Below are 12,713 nucleotides of genomic sequence, written 5' to 3' on the forward strand. Positions count from 1 at the left end.
GGAGGCTCCAGGATGCACTTCCCGAGAGAAGATCTCAGGAAGTGCTCAAGTGATCAGTGGAGACGCTTGCGACTCATCAACGCAGCGAGCTTGGCGGCATTTGGCCGCTCCACGACGCCCTTCTCCGTCACGATGGCGTCGATAAGGTCGGCAGGTGTGACATCGAACACTGGATTGAATGCCTCGACATCAGCCGCAAAGCGCTGACCGTTGACTTCCAGCAGCTCGTGGCCAGCCCGCTCTTCGATGGGAATGTCATCACCGGTTTCCAGGTCCATGTCGATGGTCGAGCTTGGCGCCACCACCATGAACCGCACACCATGGTGCATTGCCAATACGGCAAGTTGATAAGTACCGATTTTGTTGGCAACGTCACCATTGGCCGTGATGCGATCTGCCCCAACGATTACCCAGGTAATGCCACGTGTTTTCATCAGGTGCGCCGCAGCTGAGTCTGCATTCAAGGTAACCGGCACGCCCTCACCAGCGAGCTCCCAGGCAGTCAATCGCGAGCCCTGCAGCCACGGGCGGGTTTCATCGGCATATACACACTCGACCAACCCTTCCAGATGCGCACCACGAATTACACCGAGCGCCGTACCAAACCCGCCGGTCGCCAGCGCTCCGGTATTGCAATGGGTGAGAAGATTCTGCGGATTGCCCTGGTGTTTGCGAATCAGGTCGACGCCGAATTGCGCCATGGTCAGATTGGCTTCACGGTCGCTCGCATGAATGGAGGCGGCCTGAGCCTCAGCAGCTGCAAGCGGATCGTCGCCTGGCTTCAATCTTTCGAGACGCTCACGCATCTGATTCAGCGCCCAGAACAGGTTGACAGCAGTGGGACGGGAGTTGGCAAGCACATCGAAATCAGCCTCAAGTGCCGCTCGCCAATCGCCGCCCTCGTCAAGTCGTGCCTTCAGGCCGAGAACCAGTCCATACGCGGCACTGATACCGATGGCTGGCGCGCCGCGCACGATCATTTCACGAATGGCAGTGGCTACCGCAGCAGCGGATTCGTAGGTATGCCAAATCTCTTCGAGTGGCAATTTGCGCTGATCGAGCAAATGTAGCTGCCCATCTTTCCACTCGATTGCCTTCACTTTCTCGGCGGCCAACAAACGCTCGCGCATTGCAATCCTCTCTTGATTAGCCAGCACTGGCGAGTGCGATTTACGCCGCTCCGCTCTGCCTGAAAAAAAAGAAGCCCGGGCGCTTTCGAGCCGGGCTTCTTCGCGAGAACAGGTCGGGACGGCAAACCGGATACTCGCCTTAGTACCGTTACCCGGTCGCGAATCCTAATCGACTGATTTTCCTAGCACAAGTAATGAAGAGGACGTACGAGTCTGACCTGTCATGCAGGAACCTGAAATCGTTGCGGCAGACGGAATCCATCATTCATGCAGGGTCGCTGCGCTTCCCATGGATCCATCGACAACGCTTCATCGCGTGAGCTTGACCTCTCATCATGCAAAGCAGAATACTGTATCCATATACAGTATTCAGGGTTTGCTGTTTCATGAACTCCGTCGTCTCCCTTGATCACCTTCTCGATGCACGCCGGTTATGGCGCGGCCAGACGCGAGTCATCTCGAATAACACTCAGCCAACAGGCCTTACAGCGCTGGATGCGGCGCTGCCTGGCGGCGGCTGGCCGGAGTCAGCCTTAAGCGAAATATTGTTCGAGAACGCCGGGATCGGCGAGTTGAGCCTGCTCTGGCCTACCCTGGCTCGTTTGAGTGGAGCCGGCGAGCGAGTAGTGCTGGTTGCGCCCCCCCACGTGCCCTACCCCCATGCGTGGTTGAGCGCGGGTATAACTCTGAGCCAATTGACCATCATCAACGCATCGCCACGAGAAGCTCTCTGGTCTGCCGAGCAATGTTTGCGATCTGGCAGTTGTGGAGCAGTACTGTGCTGGCCTGACCAGCCGGATGATCGCGCATTGCGTCGGCTGCAAGTAGCTGCTGAGACTGGTCAGACGCTGGCCTTCGCCTATCGCCCGTTGCGAGAGGCTGCAAATCCTTCGCCAGCGGCTTTGCGTCTCGCAGTTGAGGCCCAACCGGCTCAGCTTCGGGTGCTCAAGTGTCGTGGCGGCCTGGCTCCGGCCCGCCCTATCCCCACCACGTCGTGGCATTGAAATGCTCTGGGCCTGCATTCTATTTCCGCAGCTCGCCATGGACGGAGTGCTACGCAGCCGTGCTGACTCCAAAGCCCCACTGGCGCTCCTGAGTGGCACACCGCAGCGTCGTGTATTACAAGCGATCAACCCTGCAGCACGCGAGCTCGGACTCAAACCTGGGCAAACGCTGATCGCCGCGCATGCTCTGACCCGCTCATTCGCCACGGCTGACTATGACCCGGCATCCATAGAACGATGGCAGCAATTTCTCGCCGCATGGGCCTACGGATTCAGCTCCCAGGTCAGCCTGTTATACCCGCGCTGCCTACTCATGGAGGTGCGCTCCAGTCTAGGGTTGTTTGGCCCCTGGCCTCGACTGGAGACCCGACTACGCGAAGAGCTTAGCGGGCTTGGGTTCAGCCATCGCATTACCCTGGCGCCGAACCCTGCCGCCGCACGAGTATTGGCCAACGTTCATGACGGGGTAGCGGTAACGGATTCCGCCACTTTGCATAAGGTTATTTGCAGTTTGCCGGTAGACCGCCTCGGTTTACCTCGGGATGTGGCTTCTGCGCTTGCCCGTATGGGCCTGCGCACGTTCAAGCAGTTGCTTGCCTTGCCACGCGACGGGCTTGCAAAGCGTTTTCCGGCTGAGGCGCTCAGGCATCTCGATACCTTGTTGGAAAAACGCCCCCTGGCGCTGGAGTTCTACAGACCACCCGACCAATTCGACGCGCGTATCGAACTGAACTTCGAGGTTGAATCGCATCAGGCGCTGTTATTTCCGCTGCGACGGCTGACAGGAGACCTGGCTGCCTATTTGGCTGGTCGTGACAGCGGTGTACAACGCTTTACCCTGCAGCTTGAACATCGCAATCAGGCCGATAGCCAGATAACCGTCGGACTGCTCAGCGCCGAGCGTGATCCAGCCATGTTGTTCGAACTGACACGTGGCCGGCTGGAACATCTGCAATTGCCGGCGCCGGTTTTGGCGATACGACTGATCGCAATGCAACTACCTAGTTTTGTTCCTGAGCATCGGGAGCTGTTCGAGGATCGACCTCACCAGTCAATGCCTTGGGAGCAGCTACGCGAGCGCCTTCGGGCCCGCCTGGGTGATGATGCTGTCCAGGGCCTCGCTGTACGCGCTGACCATCGTCCTGAATGTGCGTGGATGCCGACGCCGGATGCGCAGCAATCTGCATTAGCCGCGAACTGCCCTCGCCCGGGTTGGCTACTTGCCGAGCCGCAATCTGTGAATGAGGCATCGCTACGCATTCTCGCGGGCCCAGAGCGCATCGAGTCAGGCTGGTGGGATGGGGGGGATGTACGGCGCGACTATTACCTGATCGAAACACGATCGGGACAGCGCGGCTGGGCGTTTCGCTCACTCTCAGGAGGACCACTGCACTTGCACGGTTGGTTCGCGTGATGAGCGCGTATGCCGAACTGCATTGCTTGTCCAACTTCAGTTTCCAGCGAGGCGCCTCGAGCGCCAAAGAGCTTTTCGAGCGCGCCGCACAACATGGCTACAAAGCGCTGGCAATTACCGATGAATGCACGCTGGCTGGAATCGTCAGAGCCTGGCAAGCCTCGAAGGAAGTCGGCCTACCGCTGATTGTCGGTAGCGAGATGCAAATCACAGGCGGACCAAAGATGGTCCTGCTGGTGGAGAATCTGGATGGATATCAAGCTCTGTGCAGATTGATAACCCGTGCTCGTCGCCGCGCCGAGAAAGGCAGCTATGAGCTGTTATTCGAGGACTTCAGTGACCCTTTTGATGGGCTTGTGGCGATCTGGCTTGCAGACACGATCCATTGTGACGCGGATGGCCATTGGCTGATCGAACGTTTCAAAGCAAGCCTTTGGCTCGGTATCGAGCTTCACCTTGGGCCGGACGATCAGGCACGCCTGCAGCAGCAGTTGGCGCTCGCGACACGGCTTGGCATACCTGCAGTCGCCTGTGGTGATGTGCACATGCATGCAAGAGGCCGGCGCGCTCTGCAAGACTGTATGACCGCCATCCGCCATCACCTGCCGGTCGCTCAGGCCGGTCGCTATCTCTATCCCAATGGTGAGCGTCATCTGCGACGAACCGCTGAGCTAGCCCAGCTTTACCCCACGGAACTGCTCACCGAAACGCTGCGTATTGCTGAGCGCTGCCGGTTCGATCTCAGCCAGTTGAAATATCACTATCCCCATGAGTTGGTTCCCGCCGGTCACAACGCCGCCTCCTGGCTGCGCAAGTTAGTTGAGGACGGCGCCCGCTGGCGCTGGCCCGCTGGCGCTACGGAGAAAGCATGGGCGCAGATCGAGCACGAACTGCAACTGATCACCGAATTGAAGTACGAAAGCTACTTTCTTACCGTATATGACCTCGTTCGCTTTGCCCGAGAACAGCATATCCTTTGCCAGGGCCGAGGCTCGGCGGCAAATTCCACGGTATGTTTCGTACTGGGTATTACCGAGCTTGACCCCTCTCGCAGCAAATTGCTGTTCGAGCGTTTTTTGTCCAAAGAGCGCAATGAGCCGCCCGATATTGACGTCGACTTCGAGCATGAGCGTCGAGAGGAGGTCATTCAGTACGTATTCAGGCGCTATGGCCGCGAAAGAGCTGCGCTGACCGCGGTGGCAATCACCTATCACGCCACCGGAGCAATTCGTGATGTGGCCAAAGCCCTCTGTCTGCCGGTCGATCAGATCAACGCACTGGCTGATTGCTGTGGCCGCTGGAGTGATCGAATCCCGGACGATGAACGCTTGCGCGAAGCAGGCTTTGACCCGAGCAGTCCGTTGTTAAAGCGGGTGCTCGTACTCACCGGGGAGTTGATTGGCTTTCCTCGTCACCTTTCGCAGCATCCTGGGGGGTTCGTCATTTCCGAGCAGGCCCTGGACAGTCTGGTGCCTGTTGAAAATGCGAGCATGGCCGAACGCACCGTGATCCAATGGGACAAGGACGACCTCGATCTGGTCGGGCTACTGAAGGTCGATGTGCTCGCCCTTGGCATGCTCAGCGCGCTGCGCCGCTGCTTCAACCTGATCGAGCACTATCGCGGTACGCGCTGGACGATTGCCACCCTGCCGGAGGAGGATCGTAAAACCTACGAGATGATAAGCCGCGCTGACACGGTGGGCGTCTTCCAGATCGAGTCACGCGCTCAGATGGCCATGCTGCCGCGTCTACGCCCCAATACTTTTTACGATCTGGTGATCCAGGTAGCCATCGTGCGTCCAGGGCCAATTCAGGGCGACATGGTTCATCCGTATTTGAGAAGGCGTAACGGCGAAGAGCCCGAGGACTATCCGGCCGAGGAATTGAGGCCGGTCTTCGAACGCACCCTCGGCGTGCCATTGTTTCAGGAACAGGTCATGGAGCTGGCAATTGTCGCAGCCCAATACACCCCCGGCGAGGCAGACGAGCTGCGCCGTGCAATGGCCGCCTGGAAGCGCCATGGTGGACTGGAACCACACCGCCAGCGCCTCACCGAACGTATGCTTGCCAGAGGATATGCACCGGAATTTACGGCGCGGATCTTTGAACAGATCAAGGGATTCGGCAGTTACGGTTTTCCGGAATCCCATGCGGCCAGCTTCGCCCTTCTCACCTATGCGAGCTGCTGGCTTAAATGTCATGAACCTGCCGCCTATGCCTGTGCCCTGATCAATAGCTGGCCGATGGGTTTCTACAACCCCGATCAAATTCTCCAGGACGCCCGCCGACACGGCCTGGCGATACATCCGGTGGACATTCATTACAGCGATTGGGACTGTAGCCTGGAGCCCACGCAGACCGATCAACCCGCCATACGCTTGGGAATGCGACTAGTACGCGGCTTTCGCGAGGACGATGCGCGGAGGATCGAAACGGCCCGCCAACAGCAGCCCTTCGCCTCGATTGAGGACCTGTGTCTGCGCGCCCGCCTGGATGCCCGTGCCCGCGAAGGGCTGGCGGATGCTGGGGCTTTACGAGAACTCACCGGGCATCGTCATCGAGCTCGCTGGGCAGTTGCTGGGGTTGAACCACAACTGCCGCTATTCGCTGATCAGCCGGCAACTCAAGAGGAGGTCATCCCTTTACCTCTACCTACCGTTGGCGAAGAGCTGATGACTGACTATTCAATACTGGGCACGACGCTAGGCCCCCACCCATTAGCCTTGCTAAGGGAAAAGCTCAAATTTCTTCGGTGTCGAAGCTCTCGTGAACTGGCGGACGTTGAACATGGTCGACTAGTCAGCGTTGCCGGTCTGGTGATTGGCCGTCAGCGTCCGCAAACCGCCAGTGGCGTCATCTTCGTCACGTTGGAAGATGAGTTTGGCATGATCAATGTGATTGTCTGGCGCGACTTGGCCGAGCGCTACCGAAGAGTACTTCTACAGTCTCAGTTGCTGCGAATCGATGGTCATCTCGAGTCGTCGAGCGGCGTACGCCATGTCATTGCAGGACGGCTTCGCGACCTTACTTCGATGCTGACAGGGCTCGATGTGCGCAGCCGGGATTTTCAATGACGCGGTTACACGCAATCGAAGCCGCTGTATTGCCCACCTAACTAAACCACATGTTGCTCATTTGAGCTTCCGGTCGCCTGCTCCAACCATCCGAGCAGGCGGATCGCATCCTGTCGATCATCGCCGCAAAACATGACATCGGCCTGAAATTCTGCGCAGACAGCTGGTCTGGCTGGGTTACCAAATAGGCCGCACAGATTTGCATCGGAAAGATGCAGGCAACGTACCCCGGCCGGCTTGCCTGAAGGCATGCCGGGAATTGGCGAGCTGATCGAAGGGGCGATGCAACAGGCACCGCAACCGGGACGGCAATTCATTCCAAGTACCGAAATGAAAAATTCGGGTGCGATGATAAATGGCTGTACAGGCAAAAGACACTAGCCACGAAAAATGGGCACCAGAGCGCTTGCGAGCACTCCGGCGCGCCCCTAGCATTTGCCATCACCTAGGAGCCATCCCCCCATGCCTATTTGGATTCAGACCGCAGCACTGCTCTGCGTGTCCAACCTATTCATGACCTTCGCCTGGTATGGTCATCTCAAGACGCTCAATGGCAAGCCCTGGTTGATAGCAGCGCTGATCAGCTGGGGCATCGCCCTGTTCGAATACCTGATCATGGTGCCCGCCAACCGCATCGGCTACACCGAGTTATCGATAGGCCAGCTGAAGATCATGCAGGAAGTGATTACCTTGGCCATCTTTGTGCCGTTCAGCGTGATGTACATGCAGCAACCGCTGAAGCTCGACTATCTGTGGGCGGGGCTGTGTTTGCTCGGTGCGGTCTATTTCATCTTCCGTACATGAGCAGCACATACGCGCCTTGGCGGACGACACGGTCTAGCAATCGTAGGCTGATGACGGCGCCAAGCGGCTTGGGCATACTGGCCACCCCTTTCCGTCCCTTAGAGATTTCCGCATGTTCAAGGTCAACGAATACTTCGACGGCACCGTCAAATCCATCGCCTTCGATACGGCGGCCGGCCCAGCTACCATCGGCGTCATGGCCCCAGGCGAATATGAATTCGGCACTGCTCAGCTTGAAGTCATGCACGTGATATCAGGCAGCCTCGAGGTGAAACTGCCCGGAAGCGAAAACTACGAAACCTTTGGTGCGGGCACCCAGTTCACTGTACCGGCCAACAGCAAGTTTCAGCTGAAGGTTGCAGAGGCTACAGCTTATCTGTGCGAGTACAGATAACGAAACGGCTGGCGTGCACTGGTTGCCAGAACATCCTAAGGTGGATGAAACATGAGCCATCCACCTAACTCTGGCGAAGCCTTTATCTTGAAGCGTAGCGGTAGACTTCAGTACTTTTTGGCAGAGTACCTACTCGCTATTTCCGCAGCTTCAAGCGGCGACTGACGCGATACCGTCCCAGCCCTCCTTGACTTCAGCCAGCAACCCAGAAACCTCATCAAGCAGTTTCAGATCGTTGTTCCGATTAGCTTCGAACAGCCGCATAGACATGTATTCGTAAAGTTTGTCGAGGTTGTCAGCAAGCTCGCCCCCAGCCTTCTTATCCAGCACATCGCGAAGGCCACCGATGATGGCGATCGCTTTGCCCAGTAATGCTCCTTTCTCCGCGAATTCGCCGCGCTCCATGGCGCCACGAGCTTGCGAAATACGATCAAGCCCGCCTTGCATCAGCATTTGGATAAGGCGATGCGGATCGGCCTCGGTCACCTGAGCTTTAACGCCAACCTGCTGGTACTGCCTCATTGCTGCCATTGCGTTCATTCTAAATGCCCCTTGCGACATCAGTTTGCATGTACAGCGTATCGGCCCTTATGGGCAAAACTTGACGAAAGAGCTCAAAAAGAAAAACCGCCCTATGGGCGGTTAAGTAATCTTTGTTGAATCAGTTCTTTTTGGTAACGACCCCAGGCATGTTTTCAAACATCGCAGCTAGCGAGTTGGATGTGCTGGTCAGTTGCGCCACCATCGCGTCCATTGCATACCACTGCTTGGACAACCGCTCCTGAAGCGCCGTCATGCGGACCGTTAGCGCTTCTTTTTGCTTGTCGATTTTGGTGATCGTCTCGCTCATGGCTTTGTTACGCTGTTCAAGCACACCCCCCGTCTGGGTATAAGGTGCAAGCTTAGCGTCAAGCCGAGTGGCCAACCCCTTCTCACCCGTGAACAAGCCTGCTACGTCCGAGAAGTTACTCGCTAACACTTTATCCAGCTTAGTGCCATCAAGCGCGAGCGTGCCGTCCTTCTGGGTCGTAATACCCATGTCAGAAAGCGCGCGTATCGCACCGTTACCTTGAACGTTAGAAAGCTCGTTACGAACAGTATTAAGCAGTGTTCTTGCCGTGGCATCTCCAACCAGAGCCCCGGTTACCGGCGCCTTGTCGTCTCCAACCGGAGTAACTTTAGTTTGAGCGTTAACAACACCGATCAGCTTGTTGTACGAATCAACGAACTTTTGCACATTCGACTTCACGCCAGCCTGGTCAAGCTCGACGCCTAAGACAATCGGCGCATCTGCAGTCGTAACGCCCTTGAGCGTCAACGTAACGCCTTCGATTGCGGAGTCCACAGTATTGGTCTTGCTTTCGACCTCCAGACCATCAATGGTGAGCTTGGCGTTGCCCGCCATGGTGATCTGTCTTGCTGCTGCCGTCCCGGTATAGTCTGGGTCCGTTGCGGGGAAGCTCAAACTGGACAGCTTCACGTTTCCACCGACACCGTCTCCCTCGACCGATATATCTTCACCCTCGCCCGTCTTGCTGCTGCTCAATACAAGACGAGGGCCATTGGCATCAGTCACGATGGTTGCAGCTACCCCTGACTCTGCCCCCGCTTTGTTGATCGAATCACGAAGCCCTTCGAGCGTATTGTTGCTTTCGTCAATTTTTATCGCTATCGATTGGCCGCCACCAACCTTAACGGTCAGGGAACCCGTCCCAAAATTGGCCGTTTCGCCCAACGGGGCCTTGACTGCCGCTAGTGCAACCTTGCTGCTGGTTGCCAGCTGCATGATGTTGACTTTGTAATTGCCTGACCCTGCCGTAGTGCCCGCAGTTACAGTTAGCAGATCCGATTTGGACGACGTGGCAGACCTACCCTGGAATTGCTCAGGTTTGTTCAGGTTACCGAGCGCAGTCTGGAAGTCAGAAATAGCGCTTTTAAGTGCGCCAACAGCGGTGATGCGGGCAGTCGTAGCCTTCTCCAGGTTAGATAGCTGAGCTTGTTTGGGTGCCTGCTCGGCAGCGACCATCGACTTTACAATGGAGTCGATGTTCATCCCGGTGCCAAGCCCGACACCACCTGTGACTGAAGACATAACTATCACCTGTCAAAAAATAATGCGTCCAAGTATCTATCCAAAAACCGTGCCGTCTTAAGCCTTGGTCTCGAACATCAAGCTACGCACGCCATCCAGCTGTTCGGCGAGCTTCAATACTTCTTCAGACGGAATCTGTCGAACTACCTTGCCCGACTCGCCATCAATCACCTTGACGACTACTTCACCCGTAGAGTCATCCACGCTGAAGTTTAGATCGCGCTGAACGTTCTGCATTCGCGACTGCAGGTCTGTTACGGCCTCGTTAAGCTCCCCGCGCGCTTCCTCGTCCGGCTTGGCCACAACTACTACCGGCTCAGCAAGAAACGACGAAAGCCCAGGCTCCTTGCGGAGACTGGGTACCTGAGCAGGTACAACAGATGTGGTTGAAACTTTCCCTACGTCCATGATTCACCTCTAATGAATCATGGGGAGCGGCACGCTTGCCGCCCCCCACTACACGCTGGCCTGTTACTGCAGAAGGCTGAGGACAGCCTGCGGCAGCTGCTTGGCCTGAGCCAGGATCGCAGTACCGGCCTGCTGCAGAATCTGATTTTTGCTCAGATTCGCGGTTTCAGCTGCGAAGTCAGTGTCTTCGATACGACCGCGAGCGGCCGATACGTTTTCGCTGATGTTCTGCAGGTTGGCGATGGTGTTGTCGAAGCGGTTCTGCACAGCACCGAGGTCAGCACGCTGGGAATCGATTTGCTTGATTGCATCATCGATTACAAGTACAGCTGCTTGGGCGCCCACTGCGTCACTGATATCGATTTCCTTAACAGAATCTGCCTCTGCTAAGTCTGTAGTCGCGATAGTGGTAGTAGCGGCACCGAACGTCACGCCAGCAAGAGTTCCACCAGTTTTAGCGGCGACAGCAATAGTGGTTACAGCAGGGCCGTCACCATCCTTGTTAGACTTCGAAACAGCTTGGTAAGCACCAGCTGAATCTTTCTGCAAACTCACGCCTACGTTTGCGTCGTTAACAGCAGCAGCAAACTTGGCGTTGATCGCATCGGCATCGTCACCCTTCTTGATATCGAAATCTACGGTAACGTCTGTGCCATCATCCAAGGTGAGAGTTGCGGTAGCTTTGCCAGCCACGAAAGTCGCGTCATCAACCGCAGTGGTGGCCATGTCTACTTCGGTTTTATAAAAGCTGCCTTTCAATGAGTCTGAGCTCATTTTATCAATCCCGACACTGATCAGCTCGTTTGCAGCAGAACCTACTTGAAAACTAGCAGTACCAAATGAGCCGTCGAGCAATTTACGACCACCAAATGTAGTGGTGTTGCTGATACGGTCCAGTTCCTTCTTGAGCTGACCTACTTCGGAGTTCAATGCCTTACGCTCGTCATCGCTGTTCGAGCCGTTCGCCGACTGCAGGGACAGGTCACGCATACGCTGCAGAATGTTGGTCGACTGCTGCAAAGCGCCTTCAGCGGTCTGAGCCAGAGAGATACCGTCGTTGGCGTTACGTACCGCAACACCCAAACCGTTAACCTGACTGGTCAAGCGGTTAGCGATCTGCAGGCCTGCGGCGTCGTCTTTAGCGCTGTTGATGCGGCTACCGGTGGACAGGCGCTGCATGGAGGTGTTCAGGGAGTTGGACGTGTTGTTGATATTGCGCTGAGTGTTGAGCGACGCAATGTTAGTGTTGACTGTAAGAGCCATGATGTGCCTCCAAGGGCGCTAGTTACTTTGGTTGCCTGAGCTTGCGACTCCGGGCCGGCTTGTGCCCAGGCACCCATTGAGTTCGCATTCGATAAGCTTATCGGCGTCGTTTCGGTGAGCTTTAGGAGGCAGTGAAAATATTTTTTGCAAGCCCCGAAAATAACCTGTACGACACCGGCGAAACTCACAACCAAGCGAGCCCGCCTGCACAGGTTTTCGGGCAAAATTGAGAATTCTTTAGCACGGGCAATTCCTTTGCGCCGCTTGGAGCACCTCCGCGTCAGGTCATGCACAACCGCAGGGATACTGATTAGGCGGCAGTGCGCTGTGGCACGCATAAGTGCAGGAAGCTTCATCGGCTACTGCGCGAGATAAATGACCATCAGATGACGGGACTAGCTCTTGGATCGCATTCAACAGGGCAGCTAGCTGTTTGGATCGTCTGCGCTAACACCACCATGCAGTGGATTTCATACGCAGAAGCCGAAGGCGAGCAGTGCTCGATAAGTCAGAACACTATTGCCGCACTGGTGTCTCCAGGCGCCATGCTATGGCCCGTCGTCGTAACATGGCGATAGATTCCATCAAAGCGAGTACATAGAGCCACTCAACTCCTTACTCGCTTCAGACCTCTTACCGATAGCCTCTGAAACCACTTTCCTTTCCTTCGACCAGTACCACGAACACCGCTACTTACTTTTGGCTTAACGATTATGACGAGATGTGGTGCGCTAGTGCGGCACTAGAGGCGCTACATCACGGCGACTCAAACAACCGCTATCTACCACCCTATCCCGTTACGCACTCGTCATCGCCCAAGGAACAGTAAACGACGGTCGGGAAAACGGTAACCGTCGCCCTTTTTACCTTTGAAGACTGGGCGAATATTCCTTGCCTACCCAAGAGGAGACGCATGGCCTACTACCCAATGGGAGACCCGCAAAAAGGACTTAAGTTGATACAACCTCGTGCCCCACACCATTTGCGCGCCGATAGCTTTATTTGCACTCGTCGCCCTTTCCCAGGACTGCCATCCAAAAGCCGGACTTCTTTTCTAAGCTGGCACCAACCGAAGACGTTTATAAAGGACGCAGCGGTTATGCGCTTTGGCTCTTCAACCATGCACCGGC

The 12,713-nt window shown here is 56.2% G+C and carries 11 protein-coding genes; 5 read left to right on the forward strand and 6 right to left on the reverse strand.

The window, feature by feature from the left end; translation table 11 throughout:
- Positions 1 to 53 precede the first annotated feature (53 nt).
- Complete coding sequence (gene mtnA / locus EA797_RS18025) at positions 54 to 1,130, reverse strand: S-methyl-5-thioribose-1-phosphate isomerase (RefSeq protein WP_122167713.1); 1,077 nt, start codon at positions 1,128 to 1,130, stop codon at positions 54 to 56.
- A gap of 386 nt (positions 1,131 to 1,516) precedes the next feature.
- Here mtnA and imuA point away from each other — a divergent pair, with 386 nt between their 5' ends.
- The 3 genes from imuA to EA797_RS18040 are packed head-to-tail and all read left to right on the forward strand — an operon-like array spanning position 1,517 to position 6,622.
- On the forward strand, positions 1,517 to 2,134 hold the full coding sequence (gene imuA, locus EA797_RS18030; protein ID WP_122167714.1) for a translesion DNA synthesis-associated protein ImuA: 618 nt from the start codon (positions 1,517 to 1,519) through the stop codon (positions 2,132 to 2,134).
- Between the two features lies 1 nt (position 2,135).
- Positions 2,136 to 3,548 carry a Y-family DNA polymerase gene (locus EA797_RS18035; RefSeq protein ID WP_122167715.1) on the forward strand — a complete coding sequence of 471 codons (1,413 nt, stop codon included), beginning with the start codon at positions 2,136 to 2,138 and terminating at the stop codon, positions 3,546 to 3,548.
- Positions 3,548 to 6,622, forward strand: a complete 3,075-nt coding sequence (locus EA797_RS18040) for an error-prone DNA polymerase (RefSeq protein WP_208644467.1) — start codon at positions 3,548 to 3,550, stop codon at positions 6,620 to 6,622. The genes EA797_RS18035 and EA797_RS18040 overlap by 1 nt, the downstream gene beginning before the upstream one ends.
- Before the next feature lie 41 nt (positions 6,623 to 6,663).
- On the opposite strand, the gene EA797_RS18045 is transcribed toward EA797_RS18040, so the two are convergent.
- The gene (locus EA797_RS18045) at positions 6,664 to 6,939 is read right to left on the reverse strand and encodes a YkgJ family cysteine cluster protein (protein ID WP_122167717.1); all 276 of its coding nucleotides are present in this window, start codon (positions 6,937 to 6,939) and stop codon (positions 6,664 to 6,666) included.
- 145 nt (positions 6,940 to 7,084) lie between these two features.
- Here EA797_RS18045 and EA797_RS18050 point away from each other — a divergent pair, with 145 nt between their 5' ends.
- Both EA797_RS18050 and ppnP read left to right on the forward strand, forming a co-directional pair.
- Complete coding sequence (locus EA797_RS18050; RefSeq protein ID WP_122167718.1) at positions 7,085 to 7,426, forward strand: DMT family protein; 342 nt, start codon at positions 7,085 to 7,087, stop codon at positions 7,424 to 7,426.
- Positions 7,427 to 7,538: 112 nt separating this feature from the next.
- Positions 7,539 to 7,820 carry a pyrimidine/purine nucleoside phosphorylase gene (gene ppnP, locus EA797_RS18055; RefSeq protein ID WP_122167719.1) on the forward strand — a complete coding sequence of 94 codons (282 nt, stop codon included), beginning with the start codon at positions 7,539 to 7,541 and terminating at the stop codon, positions 7,818 to 7,820.
- Positions 7,821 to 7,970: 150 nt separating this feature from the next.
- Here the strand turns inward: ppnP and fliS are convergent, their stop codons facing one another.
- The 4 genes from fliS to EA797_RS18075 form a co-directional block, all read right to left on the reverse strand.
- A complete protein-coding gene (fliS, locus tag EA797_RS18060; protein WP_122167720.1) occupies positions 7,971 to 8,360 on the reverse strand; it encodes a flagellar export chaperone FliS in 390 nt (129 codons plus the stop codon).
- A gap of 121 nt (positions 8,361 to 8,481) precedes the next feature.
- A complete protein-coding gene (gene fliD / locus EA797_RS18065) occupies positions 8,482 to 9,912 on the reverse strand; it encodes a flagellar filament capping protein FliD (protein WP_122167722.1) in 1,431 nt (476 codons plus the stop codon).
- A gap of 57 nt (positions 9,913 to 9,969) precedes the next feature.
- Positions 9,970 to 10,320: a flagellar protein FlaG gene (locus EA797_RS18070; protein ID WP_122167724.1), complete on the reverse strand. Its 351-nt coding sequence runs from the start codon at positions 10,318 to 10,320 to the stop codon at positions 9,970 to 9,972.
- A gap of 63 nt (positions 10,321 to 10,383) precedes the next feature.
- Positions 10,384 to 11,583 (reverse strand): flagellin, encoded by a 1,200-nt coding sequence (locus EA797_RS18075; protein ID WP_122167726.1) that lies wholly within the window; start codon positions 11,581 to 11,583, stop codon positions 10,384 to 10,386.
- Between the last annotated feature and the right edge of the window lie 1,130 nt (positions 11,584 to 12,713).

It is taken from the genome of Stutzerimonas zhaodongensis (assembly GCF_003696365.1).
In the GTDB taxonomy this organism is placed as follows: Bacteria; Pseudomonadota; Gammaproteobacteria; order Pseudomonadales; family Pseudomonadaceae; genus Stutzerimonas; species Stutzerimonas zhaodongensis.